The organism is Massilia pinisoli, assembly GCF_024753285.1.
GTDB lineage: Bacteria > Pseudomonadota > Gammaproteobacteria > Burkholderiales > Burkholderiaceae_D > Telluria > Telluria pinisoli.
In genome coordinates this window covers 383,725-401,732 of record NZ_JANUGW010000004.1, presented here as the reverse complement: position 1 = coordinate 401,732, position 18,008 = coordinate 383,725, and the positions used below count along the sequence as shown (strand labels likewise).

General features: G+C 63.1%; 16 protein-coding genes. 13 read left to right on the top strand and 3 right to left on the bottom strand.

All coding sequences use genetic code 11. From position 1 onward, the window contains the following. A partial coding sequence (locus NX784_RS08155) for an alkaline phosphatase family protein (protein ID WP_258816152.1) occupies positions 1-853 on the top strand: 853 nt, incomplete at its 5' end. A gap of 256 nt (positions 854-1,109) precedes the next feature. Beyond that, positions 1,110-2,273, top strand: a complete 1,164-nt coding sequence (locus NX784_RS08150) for a GNAT family N-acetyltransferase (RefSeq protein WP_258816151.1) — start codon at positions 1,110-1,112, stop codon at positions 2,271-2,273. On the opposite strand, the gene NX784_RS08145 is transcribed toward NX784_RS08150, so the two are convergent. Genes NX784_RS08145 through NX784_RS08135 form a run of 3 tightly spaced genes read right to left on the bottom strand, consistent with a single transcriptional unit; the run spans position 2,227 to position 5,099 of the window. Next, positions 2,227-2,934: a hypothetical protein gene (locus NX784_RS08145; RefSeq protein WP_258816150.1), complete on the bottom strand. Its 708-nt coding sequence runs from the start codon at positions 2,932-2,934 to the stop codon at positions 2,227-2,229. The genes NX784_RS08150 and NX784_RS08145 overlap by 47 nt on opposite strands. Before the next feature lie 43 nt (positions 2,935-2,977). After that, positions 2,978-4,411, bottom strand: coding sequence for a sensor histidine kinase (locus tag NX784_RS08140; protein ID WP_258816149.1), 1,434 nt, complete (start codon positions 4,409-4,411; stop codon positions 2,978-2,980). A 4-nt stretch (positions 4,412-4,415) separates the two neighbouring features. Then, complete coding sequence (locus tag NX784_RS08135; protein ID WP_258816148.1) at positions 4,416-5,099, bottom strand: response regulator; 684 nt, start codon at positions 5,097-5,099, stop codon at positions 4,416-4,418. 157 nt (positions 5,100-5,256) lie between these two features. Between NX784_RS08135 and NX784_RS08130 the strand changes: the two genes are divergently transcribed. The 11 genes from NX784_RS08130 (at position 5,257) to NX784_RS08080 (ending at position 17,993) form a co-directional block, all read left to right on the top strand. Continuing rightward, positions 5,257-6,642 carry a porin gene (locus NX784_RS08130; RefSeq protein ID WP_258816147.1) on the top strand — a complete coding sequence of 462 codons (1,386 nt, stop codon included), beginning with the start codon at positions 5,257-5,259 and terminating at the stop codon, positions 6,640-6,642. Between the two features lie 89 nt (positions 6,643-6,731). Further along, complete coding sequence (locus tag NX784_RS08125; protein WP_258816146.1) at positions 6,732-7,727, top strand: ABC transporter substrate-binding protein; 996 nt, start codon at positions 6,732-6,734, stop codon at positions 7,725-7,727. Continuing rightward, positions 7,727-8,500: an ABC transporter ATP-binding protein gene (locus tag NX784_RS08120; RefSeq protein ID WP_258816145.1), complete on the top strand. Its 774-nt coding sequence runs from the start codon at positions 7,727-7,729 to the stop codon at positions 8,498-8,500. Before NX784_RS08125 ends, NX784_RS08120 begins: the two co-directional genes overlap by 1 nt. An 11-nt stretch (positions 8,501-8,511) precedes the next feature. Next, on the top strand, positions 8,512-9,375 hold the full coding sequence (locus NX784_RS08115; RefSeq protein ID WP_258816144.1) for an ABC transporter permease: 864 nt from the start codon (positions 8,512-8,514) through the stop codon (positions 9,373-9,375). A 462-nt stretch (positions 9,376-9,837) separates the two neighbouring features. After that, positions 9,838-10,695: an alpha/beta hydrolase gene (locus tag NX784_RS08110; protein WP_258816143.1), complete on the top strand. Its 858-nt coding sequence runs from the start codon at positions 9,838-9,840 to the stop codon at positions 10,693-10,695. A gap of 19 nt (positions 10,696-10,714) precedes the next feature. Further along, a complete protein-coding gene (locus NX784_RS08105; protein ID WP_258816142.1) occupies positions 10,715-10,954 on the top strand; it encodes an acyl carrier protein in 240 nt (79 codons plus the stop codon). Continuing rightward, the gene (locus NX784_RS08100; protein ID WP_258816141.1) at positions 10,951-12,159 is read left to right on the top strand and encodes a beta-ketoacyl-[acyl-carrier-protein] synthase family protein; all 1,209 of its coding nucleotides are present in this window, start codon (positions 10,951-10,953) and stop codon (positions 12,157-12,159) included. The genes NX784_RS08105 and NX784_RS08100 overlap by 4 nt, the downstream gene beginning before the upstream one ends. Positions 12,160-12,306: 147 nt before the next feature. After that, positions 12,307-12,444: a hypothetical protein gene (locus NX784_RS08095; protein WP_258816140.1), complete on the top strand. Its 138-nt coding sequence runs from the start codon at positions 12,307-12,309 to the stop codon at positions 12,442-12,444. A 100-nt stretch (positions 12,445-12,544) separates the two neighbouring features. Further along, positions 12,545-13,876: a TolC family protein gene (locus tag NX784_RS08090; protein ID WP_258816139.1), complete on the top strand. Its 1,332-nt coding sequence runs from the start codon at positions 12,545-12,547 to the stop codon at positions 13,874-13,876. Next, positions 13,873-14,943 carry an efflux RND transporter periplasmic adaptor subunit gene (locus NX784_RS08085; protein ID WP_258816138.1) on the top strand — a complete coding sequence of 357 codons (1,071 nt, stop codon included), beginning with the start codon at positions 13,873-13,875 and terminating at the stop codon, positions 14,941-14,943. The genes NX784_RS08090 and NX784_RS08085 overlap by 4 nt, the downstream gene beginning before the upstream one ends. Continuing rightward, positions 14,940-17,993 carry an efflux RND transporter permease subunit gene (locus NX784_RS08080; RefSeq protein WP_258816137.1) on the top strand — a complete coding sequence of 1,018 codons (3,054 nt, stop codon included), beginning with the start codon at positions 14,940-14,942 and terminating at the stop codon, positions 17,991-17,993. Before NX784_RS08085 ends, NX784_RS08080 begins: the two co-directional genes overlap by 4 nt. The last annotated feature ends 15 nt before the right edge of the window (positions 17,994-18,008 follow it).

The window sequence follows — 18,008 nt, the reverse complement described above, 5'->3', positions numbered from 1 at the left end:
ACCAACATTGTTCGGCACAAACTACCAGACCCTCAGCGTTGCCCAGAAAGCACTCAATGCAAACGGGGGCGGCTACAAGGATGCCAACTTCACGCCCAATGCGCTGACGGCCGACGCCATTGCCTTCCTGGACGGCGAGATCGGACAGATTAAGGCCGAACTCAATAAACAGAGCCTCCTTGGCAGCACCCTGATCATTATTAGCGCCAAGCACGGGCAGACGCCAGTCGACCGTTCGGCGCTGCGCAAGATCGGCGATACGGTCGGCTCTACGCTGGCCGCGGCCAATCTCGGGGCGAACAGCAATATCGGTTCTGGTACCGATGCCGTCACTGGCAACTTCCTGGGTACAGGGCAGTTCACAGAAGACGATGTCGGCTTCATCTGGCTCAACGACCAAAGCGACGCAGCACGCGCCTCAGCCATCGCGGCGCTCAAGGCCAACCTTGGCTGCCCGATCGTGGACCCGACGTCGAAGATCATCGTTGCCGGACAGACGAATCCGGGAATCTGCGCCGGCACGGATCCCGGCAGCGGCGTGATCGACCTGAAGGCGGACGGCCGCTTCGGCGATCCGGCCAAGGGCCGGACGCCGGACATCATGGTCCAGCCAAACGCCGGGGTGATCTATTCGAAATCCGCAAAAAAAGATGCCGAGCACGGAGGGGCGGCACCGAACGATTCGAACGTCGCTCTGCTCGTGTCGTTCCCGACGCTGTCGAAACAGACGATCGGTAGCACGGTAGTTACTACGCAAGTCGCGCCCACGATTGTGAAGGCGCTGGGCCTCGACCCCGGCTTGCTGAATTCCGTGACGTCCGAAGGTACGGCTGTGTTGCCTGGTCTCTTCTGAATGTATCTGCGCCACTGACAGTCTGCCAACCGGACCGGCACCTGCAGTGGCGCGTACGCGTTCGATTCCCAAGCGGCGGTTCATTTTCGATTCATCGGCGTTCAAGTCGCGAGATTACATTTTTTGCAAGCTTCCTATCTCGCCCGGACGCGTCAATATACGATGGCCTTCACTTGATCTGCATAATTGCGAAGGTATCGATGAATATGGCCAAGCATGGTACCGGATGTTGGACGGGGCAACCGGTCCGGAAACGTTGTACCAATCCCCTCAATTCTTCAACTACCTGATCGATATAGATCAGGGGCAGGAAGCGAGCTATGAACTTTTCGTCATCCGCCGCAGAGGTGATTACGCCATCGTCGGCTTCGTTCCGGTCCGTACGCTCGGATGCGACCTCGACTTTCGCTTCGGCCCGGTATCGCTGTTCAAGCGGGCGCTACGCGCCTGTCAGATCCTCGGGAGCGTGCCACTGCTGGCTCCGACTGATGAACGGCTCGCCGAATTCGTCATGAAACAATTATTTGCACGTTATGCGAAGTGCGACGTGCTGTACATGCAAGCGATGCCGGAAGAAATGAGCACTACGCTTACACGTTGCGCTGGCGTATCGGCCTATATTTTGAATGGATGGCGTCCATGCCATACACAGCCGATGCCAGAGAGCGTCGACGCTTATCTGCAGAAATTCAGCGCGAAGAAGCGCTATAACCTTTCGTGCCAAGTCTGCCTATTGACGGGAGCGGCAGGGCCGCTGCAGGTTCTGCGCATCGAGACACCCGATGACGTCACGCACCTGCTCAACGCGATGGATGCCGTTTGCCCCTCCCCGGCGGTGGCGCGTGACACCGAGCGACTACGCTTTGAAAAACTGGCTCGTCATGGCCTCCTGCTGTCCTATGTGATCCGCTGCGGTAACGAGGATGTTGCAGTCGTTCTTGGCTCGCGTTCACCGCGCGTGTGGCACGTCCACAAAATCGTCGGTCAGCAGAAATACATGCGCTTATCGGTAGGCATGAGTGCAATGCATCTGGCGGTGTTGGACGTACTGGCCAATTTCACCTTCCGGTTGATCGACTACGGCTACGGTACACCCAATGCCGAATTCCGCTCAACGCACGTGCTGAAGTCGCGCGGCCAAGTCCTCCTGCACCGTTCGCGCAGCCTAATGGGTCTGCTGCTGACGTTTCACGACAAGTACAACACCATGAACGAAGCGCTGATCCGTCGAATCACGTCCGCAAAAAATGGTGCGCACAACGCAAGCAGACCATCAAAAAGACGATGCCAAAGGTCGGGAAGGCGGCAGGCACTTCCTGACCGATTAACGTCAGTTGACATGCGCCTGCCGCACATTAACGGTACGCCGGGCGCTAAGACAAGATGTTTACGGCTCGCGCCGCCACTAAGCCAACTGTGAGCAAGGACGCAAACGCTTCCACCATAAATAACAACTTGGCGCGCACACTCAGCGGCAGCGTATCGGTCGGCGAAAACGCCGTCGCATTCGTGAACGACACAAAGACGTAATCGAAAAAGCCCGGTGTCCATGTCTCGTGCCCTGGGCAATCCGCATTCATTTGAGGGAACATCAAATCAGCGACCGGTTGTTTGATCAAGTCACGTGCTGCCGGACCGCCGCGGTCCATATTCCAGAACCACAAGGCAAATACGACGATGTTTGTCAGCCAGATGTTCAACGCGTCGATCAGAAGGCTCTGTCCAGTGGTTCCTCTCGCACCGTAAAGTAGAGCCTTCAGTACGCCAAACAGCGACTGAAAATTGATGAGTGTAATAATTATCGTCAGTACGATTGCAGCCTGACGAATTTTCCGGCGCCGATGATGAATCAGGGTCCAGTGATGCTGGCTCGTCGCGCGCAGCATCTGGGTATGCATCCATGCGGTCGCCACCGACAGCGGAACGAGCAAGGCCAGTTCGACCACGGACGCAAGCCACCATGGAAATGCGGTCAGATCATTGATGAGAAACGCATTGAGCGCCGCCGTGACAACGATTGCGGCGCGTGCGATCCATATCTCCCGCATATGTCGCTTCAGGTTGCTTTCGAGGTTAGGCATAAGTAACTCTTTAACTTTACGATACGAATGTTCACAATTTCACTCACGAGCATTCACGCAAATCTGGGTGACTCAGCGCCTGCAATTCCGCTGGTACGCCTACGACGGCCAGCGGGAGCTTGACGTCGACCTGCAATCCTCTAGCCTGGTCCCCTGCCCCCATTCGGATCTCTCCGTTCAGTGAGTCACAGATCTCCTTGACGATCGACAACCCCAACCCGAAGCTGTTCGGCTTGTCAGGATTCGCGCGGTAGAAACGTTCGAACACACGATCCAAATGCGGCGGCGCGATACCAGGCCCCGTATCGACGATGCGCAGCAGAGCGCAATTACCGGCGCGCTGGATTCGCACGCTGACCGAGCCTGGCCCGTCCATGTGTTTGATGGCGTTGTCGATCAGGTTGAACGTGACCTCGCGTACAAGATGGGACGGCGCCGCCAGGACAAGCCCGGCATCGGACGCATCCAGGCCAAGCTCGATGTTGCAACGCTGGGCCAACGGCGCAAGCTCCTCGATCACTGAGGTGACGATCTCGCTCAGTACACTGTATGAGGAAGCCTGCTCGCGGGCACCATGCGGGCGGCCCTGCTCGATGCTGGCCAGGATCAGCAGTTGGTTGATCACCTTCGTGCCCTGGACCGTCGTGTTCTGCATGGCGGCAAGCAGGGCCTTCTGCTCGGGCGTAATCCGCTCGTCACGCATGCCGTAGTTCAGCTGCGAGGTCAAAATGGCGAATGACGTGCGCAGGTGATGCGCGGTGCTGGCGACGAACCGCTCGTAGGCGGACAGAGTCTGATCCAATCTTACGACGTAGCCGTTCAACGCACCAATTACGGGCAGCAACTCGCGCGGCACCGCGTCCGCGTCCAGTTGTTCGAGTGAGCCCGGCTGGCGTTCAGCGACACGTTCGCTGAATTGCATCAAGGGGCGCAGCAGCCAGCGGAATGCGACGGCCAGTGCCGCGAGTACGAGCGCAAGCAGTATGAGGTGCTCGCGCGCGGTCATCAAGAACAGCCGTTTCCGCAGCGCCGCGTGCCCCCGCATCGTCTGCGCCACCTCGACTGTGATGTGGCCGCCATCGCGCAGGTCTTGACCGTAGGCGACCACGCGGACGGGTTCGCCCCGCACACGGCTTTTGAAATAGGTCTCCTGGTCGCCCTGGCCGGGCGACTGCGACGAAGTGAGCGCAGCGTCTCCATCGAGCAGACGGCCATCCGCCCTGCGCACCGCGTAGAACACCCGATCCTGGTTTTCGTCGGCGAACAATTCAAATGCGGCCGGCGGTGCGCCGTTACTGGCGCCGCCGTCGGCTGCCATCTGTTCGGCGATGATTCGCGCCGATCCTTTCAGCAATTGGCGCTGAACTTCCGTCGCAACACGGTCAGCGCTGCGATAAGTGACCACCAGGTCGATTGCCGAGCAGACCAGCATCGGCAAGAACACCCATGCCGCAAGACGCGATTTGAGGCTGTGCATCGTCTCAGGCCTCGATTGCACTCAACATATAGCCCAGCCCGCGCAAGGTGATGATGGCGACCCCGCTGTCTTCCAGTTTCTTGCGCAGGCGGACGATGTAGACCTCGAGCGCCTTCGGCGTGACCATGTCGTTCAATATGACCAGGCTGTCGGCGAGGTCCTGCTTGGAGACCGTCTTGCCCACCTTGCGCAGCAGGGCCTCAAGCACCGCGTGCTCGCGCGGAGTCAGTTGCAACAGCTGGTCACGGACGCGGAAGATCTTCGAATTGCTGTCGTAATGAAGATTGCCGCAACTGACCAGCGGGTTCGCCTTGCCGCTGGAGCGTCGCAACAGCGAGCGCAAACGTGCCTCCAGCTCCTGGATGTCGAACGGCTTCGCGAGGTAGTCGTCCGCGCCGAGGTTCAAGTGCTCGACGATGCATTGCAGCGAATCCTGTGCGCTGATGATCAGTACAGGTACCCCGTTGTCCTGACTGCGCAGCCGGCGCAGCAATGTCTGTCCGCTCAGCTGCGGCAGGGTCAGGTCGAGCAGAATCGCATCGTAGGTCTGCGTACGGAGCAAGAGGTCGGCCTCCTCACCGCTGAACGCCTGTTCGACTGCATACCCGGACTGGTTCAGCAACCGGGTCAGCCAGCCCGACAAGTCACGATTATCTTCGGTAAGTAAGAGTTTCATTTCGATAATCATGTGCCTTACGGTCGCGTGCGGCAAGTCCTGAAGATTAATTTTTGGATAGACAGTTGATTGTAGGCATTTAGTAGGGTTGCCATTCCTATAGTGGGTTCCGTATGCCTGAAACGACATGGCTACAGCCACCCCACACATAAAAACGATGGAGACCCGTATGAAAAAGCTGATGGCAATCGCCGTTTTCGGCACGCTGAGCGCGGCCGCGCAGGCACAGACCCAATCCGTGCAGGAGTTGCAGGACGCGCTGGCGAAGGCGCAGAAGGCGGCTGCCGACGCGCAGCTTGCGGCCGCGCAGGCGCAACAGGCACTGGCTCAGGTGCAGCAAGCCATGGCCGCGCACGACGCCCACCCTGCAGCCGACAGCGCCGCGGCCAATCGCACGGCCGCGACCGGTCCCGCGACGTCGAGCGACGAGACCGGCCGTCAGATCGATCCCCTGGGGGCCAGCTCCGCAGGCTCCGGTGGGTTGGTGTACCGTCGTGGCGGCGACGTCGTGCGCCTGTACGGCTTGATTGACCTGAGCATGAGCCGCAAGACCAATGCCGACGCCGCCGGCCACACCCAGAACGACATGTCGGTTGCCTGGTTCAGCGGCAACCGCTGGGGTCTCGAGGGCGAACACCTGTTGCCCGATACCGGCGGCCTCAAGGCAATCTTCAAGCTCGAGAGCGAATACGAACTCCCTACCGGGAACATGGACACCCCTGGCGTCCTCTTTAACCGGGATGCCTGGCTGGGCCTGGAAAGCCCGACGTTGGGTAAACTGACCTTTGGCCGCCAGAACACGCTCGCACGCGAATTCTCGAAGATCTACGGCGACGCCTACGGCAGCGCCGGCGTCACCTATGACGAGGGCGGCTACACCAACAACAACAACTTCAAGCAATTTATTTTCTACTCGGGCAGCGCCACCGGCACCCGCTACGACAAGGGCATCGTGTGGAAGAAGAGCTACGGCAAACTGATGGCGGGCCTGGGTTACCAAGTGGGCGGCGAACCCGGTAACAATCGCGAGGGCACCACGAAGTCGATCGCGCTGGCCTACAACGGCGGCGACCTCAACGTATCAGGCTTCTACAACACGGCTGTCGTCAACGACTTCACGCACACGTCCTACTCGGTCGGCGGCAACTACAAGATCGGCATGGTGCGCATGAATGCCGGCTATGTCCACTACACGGCTGAACAGCCGGCGGCCCTCGGCGACCGCCACGACAACGCGTACACGATTTCCGCAAAGTTCGCGCCGGGCGGTCACTTCGACTATGAGCTGGGCTGGCAGACAATGAACGCGACCAACGCAGCCGTCAACGGTGGCGGCTTCGTCCTGAATGCCTATGCCGACACGTCGGGCGCCAAAGCGACTGCAACCGGCAAGCGCAAGACGGTGTATGGCTCAGTGTTCTATCACTTCGACAAGCGCACCGAACTGTACCTCGCATCGGACTACCTCAGCACGGACGGCAGCTACAAGGCCGCGCAGGCGCATGGCGCCGACTCCCAGTTTGAACTCGCCACCGGCTTGCGCTTCCGTTTCTGAGCAGGCAGCAGTAATGTAGACGGGCCGGGCGGGCAGCGCCGGCATACGGCGCGCTGCCCGGCCACGACAATAACCAATAAGGAGACAACATGAACGTTCCATACAAAACCTTGGCTGCCATTACATTCGCATTGCTGGCCGGGCAAGCATCCGCCGCGGAGAAAATCACCATCATGGTCGGCGGCATGGAAAAGCAGATCTACCTGCCGGCCAAGCTGGCCGAGCAGCTCGGCTACCTGAAGGAGACCGGGCTGGACATCGAACTGCTCAGCGAACCGGCCGGCGTCAACGCCGAGACCGAAATGCTGTCCGGCGCGGCCCAGGGCGTCGTCGGTTTCTACGACCACACGATCGATCTCCAGGCCCGCGGCAAGATGGTGGAATCGGTGGTGCAGTTCAGCCAGGCCCCCGGCGAAGTCATCCTCGTATCGAAGGCCGCGTCCGCGCGCATCAAGTCGCCTGCCGACTTCAAGGGCAAGACGCTGGGTGTGACGGGCCTCGGCTCGTCGACGAATTTCCTGACCCAGTACCTGGCCGCGCGCGCCGGCGTCAAGTACAGCGAGTTCACGACGTTGCCGGTGGGCGCCGGCTCGACCTTCATCGCCGCCATGGGACAGGGCAAGATCGACGCGGGCATGACCACCGAGCCGACCATCGCGCGCCTGGTCTCGACGAATGCGGCAAGCGTACTGGTCGACTTGCGCAGCCTGAAGAGCACGGTGGCAGCGCTGGGCGGTCCGTATCCCGCCGCGTCGCTGTACATGCAGACCTCGTGGGTCAACAGCCACAAGGAGCAGGTCCAGAAGATCGTGACAGCCTTCGTCAAGACGCTCCGCTACATCAACACGCACAGCGCCAAAGAGATCGCCGAGAAACTCCCGCCAGAATACTATGCGGGCAACAAGCAGCTGTACATCGACGCGCTCGAGTCGGGCAAGCAGATGTTCACGCCAGACGGCGTGATGCCGGCCGAGGGCCCGGCGACCGTCCTGAAGGTTCTCGCCACCTTCGACAAGGCCGTGGAGGGCAAGACGATCAACCTGTCCAGCACCTATACGACGGAATTCGTGAAAGCAGCCAAGTAATGAATGCCCCCGCAATCGAACTCAGTAACGTCAGCCGCAAATTTGTCAGCCCCGAGGGCAAGGTCACGTTGGCCCTGCGTGATTTCAGTCTGCAGGTGAGAGAGGGCGAATTCTGCGCCATTGTCGGTCCGACCGGCTGCGGCAAGTCGACCACGCTCGGCATGATCACTGGACTGAACCCACCCTCCTCCGGTTCGGTAAAGGTGTTCGGCAAGCCCGTCACCGGCATCGACCCGAGAATCGGGTTCGTCTTCCAGGCCGATGCAGTCTTCCCCTGGAAAAACGTGCTCGACAACGTGGCGAGCGGCCCGATTTTCCGTGGCCTCGACCCGAGCGCAGCGCGCGACAAGGCGGCCGACTGGGTGCACAGGGTCGGCCTGGCCGGCTTCGAACACCATTACCCGCACCAGCTGTCGGGCGGCATGCGCAAACGCGTGGCGTTGGCGCAGACCTTTATCAACGAACCGGCCATCCTTTTGATGGACGAGCCGTTTTCAGCGCTGGACGTGCAGACGCGCGCCATGATGCAGGAAGAACTGCTCGGCCTGTGGTCGGAGCGCAAGGCATCGGTCGTCTTCGTGACACATGACATCGACGAGGCAATCACGCTGGCCGACCGAGTGGTCGTGCTCACCAAAGGACCTGGTTCCGTCAAGAGCGTGTACGACATTCCGCTGCCGCGTCCACGCGCCGCCGAGGCGCGCTATACCGCCGAGTTCATCGAGCTGTCCCGGCAGATCTGGGCCGACCTCAAGGCCGAAGTCACTATTTAACAGGGCATACCATGAACACGACAATATCCACGATGACGCCGACGGTCCCCAGCACGGAGGAACGATTGGCGTTGCGGCGCGCACAGAATTACCGGCGCCTGGTGATCGGGTTGCGGACCGGCCTTGCGCTGGCCGTCATCGCGGCCTGGGAAATGTCCGTCCGGATCGGCTGGCTCGACCCGTTCTTCTTCTCCCAACCGAGTGCTATCTACCAGCAACTGGTCACGTGGCTGACCGAAGGGACAGGACAGGGCCCGCTGTGGAGCGAACTGCTCGTAACGATGGAAGAAACGGCGCTCGGCTTCCTCATCGGCAGCGTGCTTGGCATCGTCTTCGGCATCGCCCTGGGACGCAACAAGCTCGCGGCGGACGTCTTCAGCGTCTACATCAAAGTGGCCAATGCGATACCACGCGTCGTGCTCGGTTCGATCTTCATCATCATGTTCGGCCTCGGCATGGGCTCGAAGGTAGCACTGGCCGTCGTCATGGTGTTCTTCGTGGTGTTCGGGAACGCCTTCCAGGGTGTGCGCGAAGCGGACCGCAACATGATCGCGAACGCCTACATTTTGGGTGCCAACGCGCGTCAGGTGACCACTTCGGTCGTCCTGCCGTCGGCGCTGAGCTGGATCCTGGCCAGCCTGCACGTCAGCTTCGGTTTTGCGCTGGTCGGCGCAGTCGTCGGCGAATTCTTGGGCGCCCGTCACGGCATCGGCCTGTTGATCTCGACGGCACAGGGCACGTTTAATGCCGCCGGCGTGTTCGCGGCCATGATTGTCCTGGCCGTCGTGGCGCTGGGAGCAGAATACTTGTTGACGGCTGTCGAAAACAAACTCCTGAAGTGGAAGCCACCTCAGTTCGTTGAAATGGGCATGTAGGTCTTCATCCGGCGGAACGTCGTCGTACGGCGCGGGATCGACAAGACGCGCGGTGCAGGTCACGCCTGCACCGTTCGCCGCCGCAAGCATTGATCGTTAGCCCTATCGAAACGCTTGGGTCCGCGCCGGCCCAAGCTTGACTCTATACGCTGACGGAAAACACCGAAGCGCCAGGGTACTCGTTCGCCGATGTCCCCTTTTGCCGCACGTGTGCCGTCCACCGGGTCTCGTTTCTATCGCCGAACGGACACATGCGCTTTTCAGCGACGTTCGGTCACCTCGGGAAACGGTGCTGGAAATCTAGGCCGGCATCTGAAGCGGCGCGTACCCGATACGGATTGTGACATTACAAAAATGTAATGATAATGATGATCTTTACGTACTTCATGGGCGATGTGATCTGCGATACTGTACGCAGAATGTTGGCATCTCGCTAATAAAGTATGAGCTTGGCTGCATTGCATGAGATCTCCCCACAATCCTTCGCTTGCAAAAATCCTCTTGTTCCACGGGCTGATGTCGTCGCCGCAAGAGTTCGGGCTGATCGCGCATGCCATACGTAGCAAAGGTCTGCCGTACGAAGCCGTAACGGTTCCGAGCTACACACTCGCCAGCGACAATGCGCCCGATTGGCGTCGCTGGCGTGCCGCAGGCAGCGACGTCATCAATGCACATGTATCGGACGATGGTCCCGTAATACTCGGCGGGCTTTGCATGGGTGGTGTTCTCGCTGCCGCGGTGGCGCTCCAGGTGCCCCGGCGGGTCGCGGGACTGGTGTTGATGTCGCCCAGTTTCGACTTCGATGGATGGGGCGTTTCGCCCCTTCGTTACCTGCGCCATATCGGCTATTGGACTGGGCTGGACCGTTTTTTCTTCGTGGCCGAGCAGGAGCCGTACGGCGTAAAGAACGAGCGGATCCGCGAGTGGATCGCGCGAGAACTGCATGAACGGAACCAATCGGCCGCAGGCCCCGCCCGCGTACCGCTACGCGCATTGCGCGAGGCCGAGCGCATGATGAAAGACGTCCGGGCGCGCTTGCACGAACTGACCTGTCCGATATTAATGATCCATGCGCGCGAGGACGAAATTACCAGCCTCGACAGTGTCGTTCGCCTCTTCGACGCGCTACCGCAAACCGACAAGGAACTGGTCGTCCTGGAAAACAGTTACCACATGATCACGATCGACAATGACCGTCAGCAAATCCCTATGCTGCTCGACCGATTTTGCCGGCGGCTCTCGGCAGACGCCGTCGTTGTCCCGCAGGAGAATCGGGCACTCGTCCACTCGGAGGATGTGCGCGGAACCGTCTCGTTATAGCATCTCTTCCAATGTGACTATGAACACTTTAGAACAACTCACGCAGTTGCTGCACGACAAGTTCGACATCGACAAGACATCGCTTCAGCCCGACCTGCCTTTGTCCGAGTACGGATTGGACTCGCTGGCGCTGGCCGAGCTGCTGTTCACGATCGAGGAAGAATTCGATATCAAGTTTCCGGACCGGCCGGAAAACATCAATACGCTAGCAGAACTTTCAGCGGCGATCGACGAACTGCGATTATCCCAACAAGCATGAAGCGCCGGGTCGCGATCACGGGTCTCGGGTTGATCTCGCCCCATGGCGACTCGCCGCTGGGTGTGTTCGACGCACTGCTCGCGGGCCGCTCGGCAGTCTCCGTGTGGGATGAGGACGGCGCGCCGGCGGCTGCCGTTGCGCGGGCACCGTTCGACGTCACGCGCTGGTTTACGCGGCTGCAACTGGCGGGCGTGGACCGAGTCAGCCAGATCGCCGTCGCGGCCGCACAAATGGCCCGCGATGACGCCGGCATCGATACGTTCGACGCGTCGACAGGCGTCTACGTCGGTACCGGCATGGGCGGCGCCACGGCAGTCGAAGAGTCGTTCCGCAGTCATCACGAGTCCGGACGCGTGCCTCCCTTGTCGGTGCCTGCGTTCATGCCGAACGCGCCGGCGGCACACGTTGCCATGCGTGAAAAAGTACACGGTCCGGTGTACACCTACTCCATCGCCTGTGCGTCATCTGCCGTGGCGCTTGCAGAAGCCGCAAAGGCAGTCGCATATGGCGAGATCGACTGCGCGCTTGCCGGCGGGAGTGAAGCGCTGCTGGTACCGGGCGCGATCCGTGCCTGGCACGCCTTGCAGACGCTGGCACGGCTCGATGACGAACCAGGGCGGGCGTGTCGTCCCTTCAGTGTCGACCGTACCGGCCTCGTCCTCGGCGAAGGGGCGGCGTTCGTCGTGCTCGAGCCGTATGACGACGCACTCGCCCGCGGCGCACGCATTTACGCTGAATTCGCCGGCAGCGGCGTGTCGTGCGACGCGACGCACCTTACGAAACCGGACACCGATGGCCAGATCAGCGCTCTGAAGGCTGCTTTGCGTAACAGCGGTCTGACTCCCGGCGATATCGGCTACTGCAATGCACATGGCACCGCCACGCGGATCGGCGACGTCGTGGAGTGCACCGCGCTCGAACGCGTGTGGGGCGAAGCGATCGGCAAGCTGGCCGTGAGCTCGACGAAATCCATGCATGGCCACCTGCTGGGTGCCGCGGGTGCGCTCGAAGCCATCGTCACCATATTGGCGGTGTACCGTGGGGCCATTCCGCCCAATATGCATTGTGACAGGCAAGATGCCGATTGCAACGTCGCACTGGTTCGCGAGCCCGGCCACGCTGCGCCGGCACTCCATGCCGCGATCAGCAATTCATTCGCGTTCGGTGGAACAAACGCCACTCTGGTCTTCAAGCGGGCAACGTAGCGCAGGGATACGTGCGCATTTCGTCGCCTGTTCACCGTGACCTCGGTGAACAAACCTGTTTCAGGGCGGACCGGCCCTTCGAACCGGACGTCGTCACGTCGGGGCGACCTCAGGCGATTCAAGATACAAGTTGTGTGTCGCGGGATCATGCGTGACCGTGCGCTCGCGCGGCATGGTATTGAGCGGCCCACGTACGGCGAACAGTGGCGCGCCGCCACGACGGTGGGCGTCCGTCCCGTCGTCATTAGCGACAAAGACGAGCTTGCGCTGCAGGTCGACCAGTGAATGCAACAGTCCTTTAATGGTCCATTCATTGTCCGATTGGTAAGCTGGTAAACAATGTCACGTGTGCCCCGCTACGATGGTCTACCAATTCCTTTCGTGTATGTGTTGTCTGGCACTAGCCGGCTGTGCGACGTACCGGCCGCTGCCGCTCGAGCCTGTCCCCGAGCCGCCCGGGCATCCTGCCCAGATCCAGGTCGACACGCGCAGCCTGCCGTTTCCCGTATTGGCTGCGCACCGCTTCGATCCGCGCGACGGCCTCGACGAGATCGAGGTCGCGACGCTGGCCGTGGTGAACAATCCCGATCTGAAACTGGCGCGCGACGATCTTGCCGTGTCGCGTGCCCAGGCGTTCGCCGCCGGCCTGCTGCCCGACCCGCAGTTGGCGCTGGCCGGCGATTTGTCGAATAGCGGCGGCGGCACACGCGCTTTCAGTTTTGGCCTCAACTACGACGTCGGCGCGTTGATCAATCACGCCGCCGGCCGCCGCGCCGCCCAGGCCGACGTCCAGAAGACCGACCTGGCGCTGCTGTGGCAGGAATGGCAGGTCGCCTCGCAGGCGCGGCTGGCGTTCGTCCGGTTGACCCATGGCCGGCGCCTGCTGGCCGTGCTGGACGCGAACCGGGCGCTGTTCGCCGACCGCGCCACGCGCACGGAACAAGCGCAGCAGCGCGGCCTGCTCACCAGCGACGCCGTGCTGCCCAATCTCACGGCGCTGCAGGACATCGATAAACAAATCCACGACCTGCAGCGCCAGCTGAGCCAGACTGCGCATGACCTGAACACCTTGCTCGGCCTGGACGCCCGCTTCGATCTGCGCCTCCAGGACGGCACGCCGCCCGCGTTCGCGGACGAGGGTGCGGCGGACGGCGCGCTGACCGACCTTCCCCGGCGCCGTCCCGATCTGCGCGCCCTGGTCGCAGGCTACACGGCACAGGACCAGCGTTACCGCGCGGCGCTGCTGGCCCAGTTTCCTTCACTGAACGTGGGTCTGACCCGCTCGCGCGACAACAGCAACGTGTATTCGAACAGCCTGGGCATCACGCTGTCGCTGCCCTTGCTGAACCGCAACCGCGGCAACATCGCCATCGAGCAGGCCACGCGCCAGAAACTGCACGACGAATACCAGGTGCGCGTCCAGGCGGCGCGTAACGAGATCCGCGCCGTCCTCGATCAGCAGCGCCTCGACCGCGCGCAGCTGGAACGCATCGATACCGCGCTGGCCCGGCTGGAGCCGGCCATCCAACGCAGTGAGCTGGCGGCGCGCGCCGGGTTGATCGATGCGCTCGCGTACGCGAATGCGCGCGCAGCGCTGCTGGCCAAGCAGGCCGAGCAGATCACCCTGCAGCAGCAGATCGCCGAACAGCGCGTCGCGCTGCAAACCTTGCTCGGGATCGTCCCCGATGCATCCTCGACGGAACATCCCCAACCATGAAGACATCCATTCTCGTGATCGGCGCCCTCGTCGTGGCCGTGGGTGCCGCGGCCGCATGGCATTGGCACGCCGGGGCCGGCACCGCCGATGCCGCGCCGGAAAAGGCGGGAGAGCCCAGCGCGCTGGTTCGCGTGCAGCAGGTGGCCCGCCAGAGCATGCCCCGGACCCTGGACACCTTCGGCGACATTGCAGCGGGCAAGCCGGAATCGCTCAGCTTTCCACAACCCGGCCAGCTGCTCCGCTTGCCGCTGGTGCCGGGGCAGCGCCTGCGCCGCGGCGATACCGTCGCGGTAATCGGTACCGATCCGAATACCACCGCCGCCTATGCGCAGGCAGCGAACGCGGTCGGCTTCGCCCAACGCGAACTGAAGCGCCAGCAGGAACTCGCTGGCCTGCAGCTGGCCACGCAGTCCCAGGTCGATGCCGCGCGCAAGCAGCTGGAGGACAGCCAGGCTGCGCTGGCGGCGCAGGCGAAACTGGGCGGGGCCCATGCGAGCATGACGCTGACGGCGCCTTTCGACGCGGTCGTGACCGCATTGCCTGTCGCGCAGGGCGAACGTGTCGCCGCCGGTGCACCGGTCGCACAGCTTGGTCCCACCGGCCACCCGCGCGCACTGCTGGCGATCGAGCCGGCCCGCAGCGCGGCCGTGAAACCGGGCATGGCGGTCACGCTCAAGCCGCTGCTGGACGGTGCCGCACCGATCACGGCGCACGTCGCGACTGTCGATGGCGTGATCGATCCGAAGAGCCAGATGGTGACCGCGATCGTGGACCTGCCGGCGAGCGCGGCTGCGGGCCTTGTGGTCGGGACGCGCGTGGAGGCGACGATCACGCTTGGCGAAGGTAACGCCTGGAGCGTCCCCCGCCAGGCCGTGCTGAGCGACGACCAGGGCAGCTACCTGTTCCAGGTCGCGGGCGGCCATGCGCGTCGCGTCGCCGTGAACGTGCTGGGCGAGACGGCGCGGACCTATGGCGTGGACGGTCCGATCGACCCGGCGCAACAGGTCGTCGTGCTCGGCAACTACGAGCTGCACGACGGCATGCCGGTACGCGAGGCGAAGCAATGACGCTGGCCGGGTGGACCCAGGCGCACCGGCGCTCGATTCTGTTCCTGCTCGCGCTGCTGGCGTTGGCGGGCCTCGTCGCGGCGTTCCGCCTGCCGGTATCGTTGTTCCCGACCGTGGACTTTCCGCGCGTGGTTGTCTCGATCGATGCGGGCGACCAGCCGGCCGAACAGATGGAAATGCTGGTCACGCGGCCGGTCGAGGAAGCGGTGCGCCGGGTGCCGGGTATGCGCAACGTGCGCTCGACCACGAGCCGGGGTTCGGCCGAAGTCTCGATCACCTTCGACTGGGGCCTCGACATGGCGGCCGCCGCGCTGCAGGTGAACGCCGCCATCGCCCAGGTGCAGGGCACGCTGCCGGCGGCGACGCAGGTGCTCGTGCGGCGCATGGACCCGACCGTGTTCCCGATCATCGCCTACAGCCTGGTTTCGAGCACGATGTCCGAGGTTGCACTGCACGACCTGGCCGAGTTCACGTTGCGTCCCGCGCTGTCGAGCGTGGATGGCGTGGCGCGCGTGCAGGTGCAGGGTGGCGCGATCGAGGAATACCGCGTGACGGTCGATCCGGCGCGCCTCGCGGCGGTCGGCCTGGCGCTGGACGACGTGGCGAAGGCCGTGTCGGCGGCGAACGTGATCAGCGCGGTCGGCCGCCTGGAAGACCACTACAAGCTGTATCTCGCAGTGTCGGACACCCGCCTCGATTCCCTCGCGCGGCTACGCGCACTGGTGCTGCGCAACCCCGCGGGCGGCATGGTGCGGCTCGCCGACGTCGCCGGCGTCGATGCCAGCACGGCCCCGAACTGGACCCGCGTGACCGCCGACGGCCGCGACGCCGTGCTGTTCTCCGTCTACCAGCAGCCGGGCAGCAACAGCGTGCAGATCGCGCAGGACATCAAGGCGCGCCTGGACGGCCTGCGCAAGCAACTGCCGCCAGGCGTGCAGATCGCCAGCTGGTACGACCAGAGCGAACTGGTGACGGCGTCGGCGGCCAGCGTGCGCGACGCCGTCCTGATCGGCATCGGCCTGTCGGCGGCCGTCCTGCTGCTGTTCCTGCGTAACCTGAAGGTCACGCTGATCGCGATCGTCGTCGTGCCGGCCGTGCTGGCCAGTACCGTCGTGCTGCTGTACGTGCTCGGCATGAGCTTCAACATCATGACCCTGGGCGGCATGGCGGCCGCGGTCGGCCTGATCATCGACGATGCGATCGTGATGATCGAGCACATCATGCGACGTCTCCAGGGCGGCGAAGGCGAGGTGCACAAGCGCGTGATGGCCGCCGCGCTGGAATTCCTGCGTCCGCTGGCCGGTTCCAGCGCGTCGACGCTGGTGATCTTCGTGCCCCTGGCTTTCCTCTCCGGCGTGACCGGCGCGTTCTTCAAGGCGCTGTCGCTGACGATGGCGGCGGCGCTGTTCATCTCCTTCCTGGTCAGCTGGCTGGCGGTGCCGCTGCTGGCCGACCGCTTCCTGAATGCGAAGGACGCCGAGCACGCACCCGATTCGCGCCTTGTGCGCTGGCTGCACGGGCACTACCGGCGCGTGTTCGGTGCGCTGCTGGCGCGGCCCTGGCTGCTCTTGATCGGCGTCCTGCCGCTGCTGCTGGCCGGTGTTGCCGCCTACCGCGCGGTCGGTTCCGGCTTCATGCCGGCCATGGACGAAGGCGGCTTCGTGCTCGACTACCGCGCGCCGCCCGGCACCGCGCTGACCGAGACCGACCGCCTGCTGCGCCAGGTCGAAGGCATCATCCGCGCGACCCCCGACGTCGCCACCTATTCGCGCCGCACCGGCGCCGGCCTGGGCGGCGGCCTGAACGAAGCCAACCAGGGCGACTTCTTCGTGCGTCTGAAACCGTCGGGACGGCGTCCGGTGGACCAGGTGATGGACGATATCCGCGGCCGCATCGAGCACCAGGTGCCGGGCGTCGAGGTCGAGATGGCCCAGCTGATGGAAGACCTGATCGGCGATTTGACCGCCGTGCCGCAGCCGGTCGAAATCAAGATCTTCGGCGACCGTCCAGGCACGCTGGCCGCGAGCGCGCGGGCGGTGGCGGCGCGCCTCTCCAAGATCGACGGCGTGGTCGACGTCAAGGATGGCATCAACCCGGCCGGCGACGCGCTCGACATCCGCGTCGATCCGGCGCGGGCGGCACTCGAGGGCATGGACGCCGACGCCATCACGCGCTATGTGTCCAGCGTCCTCTCAGGCACCGTCGCGACGCACGTGCCAGGGGGCGTCAAGATGGTCGACGTGCGCATCTGGGTACCGCAGAACCAGCGCACCACCGAGACCGATCTGCGCCAGCTGCGCGTGGTCGCGCCGGACGGCCACGTGTTCCCGCTGCAGCGCGTGGCCGGGATCCATGCGGTCACCGGCCAGGCGCAGATCACCCGCGAGAACCTCAAGCGCATGGTGGCCGTCACCGCACGCATCAGCGGGCGCGACCTCGGCTCCGTGATCGCCGATGTCCAGAAAATGATGGCCCAGCCGCGCACGCTGCCTGCCGACAGCTATTACCAGCTGGGTGGCCTGTACGAGCAGCAGCAGATCGCCTTCCATGGCCTGATGGCGGTGTTCGCCGCCGCCAGCGCGCTCGTGTTCCTGCTGCTGCTGTTCATGTACGAGAGCTTCCGGCTGGCGCTGTCGATCCTCGTCACCGCGCTACTGGCCGTGTCGGCCGTGTTCATCGGCCTGTGGCTGACCCACATCGAGCTGAACATCTCGGCCATGATGGGCATGACCATGATCATCGGCATGGCCACGGAGGTCGCGATCTTTTACTACTCGGAGCAGCAGGAGCTGGTCGCCGACCGTCCTCGCGAGCAGGCCTTGCTGGAAGCGGGATTGAACCGCATGCGGCCGATCGCGATGACGACGCTGGCCGCGATCCTGACCTTGCTGCCGCTCGCGTTCGCGCTCGGGCGCGGCGCCGAGATGCAGCAGCCGCTGGCGATCGCCATCATTTCCGGACTGGTCGTGCAGTTGCCGCTCGTGCTGCTGCTGATGCCGGTCCTGTTCCACCTGATGCGCGGACGCTCGTCCGGCGCCGACGAAGCCTGACGTTGTCCTTCATAA

Excerpts from the sequence above, each read along its gene's own strand:
- NX784_RS08145 (WP_258816150.1), bottom strand. The coding sequence starts at position 2,934 with ATGCCTAACCTCGAAAGCAACCTGAAGCGACATATGCGGGAGATATGG.
- NX784_RS08140 (WP_258816149.1), bottom strand. The coding sequence starts at position 4,411 with ATGCACAGCCTCAAATCGCGTCTTGCGGCATGGGTGTTCTTGCCGATG.
- NX784_RS08135 (WP_258816148.1), bottom strand. The coding sequence starts at position 5,099 with ATGATTATCGAAATGAAACTCTTACTTACCGAAGATAATCGTGACTTG.
- NX784_RS08130 (WP_258816147.1), top strand. The coding sequence starts at position 5,257 with ATGAAAAAGCTGATGGCAATCGCCGTTTTCGGCACGCTGAGCGCGGCC.
- NX784_RS08125 (WP_258816146.1), top strand. The coding sequence starts at position 6,732 with ATGAACGTTCCATACAAAACCTTGGCTGCCATTACATTCGCATTGCTG.
- NX784_RS08120 (WP_258816145.1), top strand. The coding sequence starts at position 7,727 with ATGAATGCCCCCGCAATCGAACTCAGTAACGTCAGCCGCAAATTTGTC.
- NX784_RS08115 (WP_258816144.1), top strand. The coding sequence starts at position 8,512 with ATGAACACGACAATATCCACGATGACGCCGACGGTCCCCAGCACGGAG.
- NX784_RS08110 (WP_258816143.1), top strand. The coding sequence starts at position 9,838 with ATGAGATCTCCCCACAATCCTTCGCTTGCAAAAATCCTCTTGTTCCAC.
- NX784_RS08105 (WP_258816142.1), top strand. The coding sequence starts at position 10,715 with ATGAACACTTTAGAACAACTCACGCAGTTGCTGCACGACAAGTTCGAC.
- NX784_RS08100 (WP_258816141.1), top strand. The coding sequence starts at position 10,951 with ATGAAGCGCCGGGTCGCGATCACGGGTCTCGGGTTGATCTCGCCCCAT.
- NX784_RS08095 (WP_258816140.1), top strand. The coding sequence starts at position 12,307 with ATGCGTGACCGTGCGCTCGCGCGGCATGGTATTGAGCGGCCCACGTAC.
- NX784_RS08090 (WP_258816139.1), top strand. The coding sequence starts at position 12,545 with ATGTGTTGTCTGGCACTAGCCGGCTGTGCGACGTACCGGCCGCTGCCG.
- NX784_RS08085 (WP_258816138.1), top strand. The coding sequence starts at position 13,873 with ATGAAGACATCCATTCTCGTGATCGGCGCCCTCGTCGTGGCCGTGGGT.
- NX784_RS08080 (WP_258816137.1), top strand. The coding sequence starts at position 14,940 with ATGACGCTGGCCGGGTGGACCCAGGCGCACCGGCGCTCGATTCTGTTC.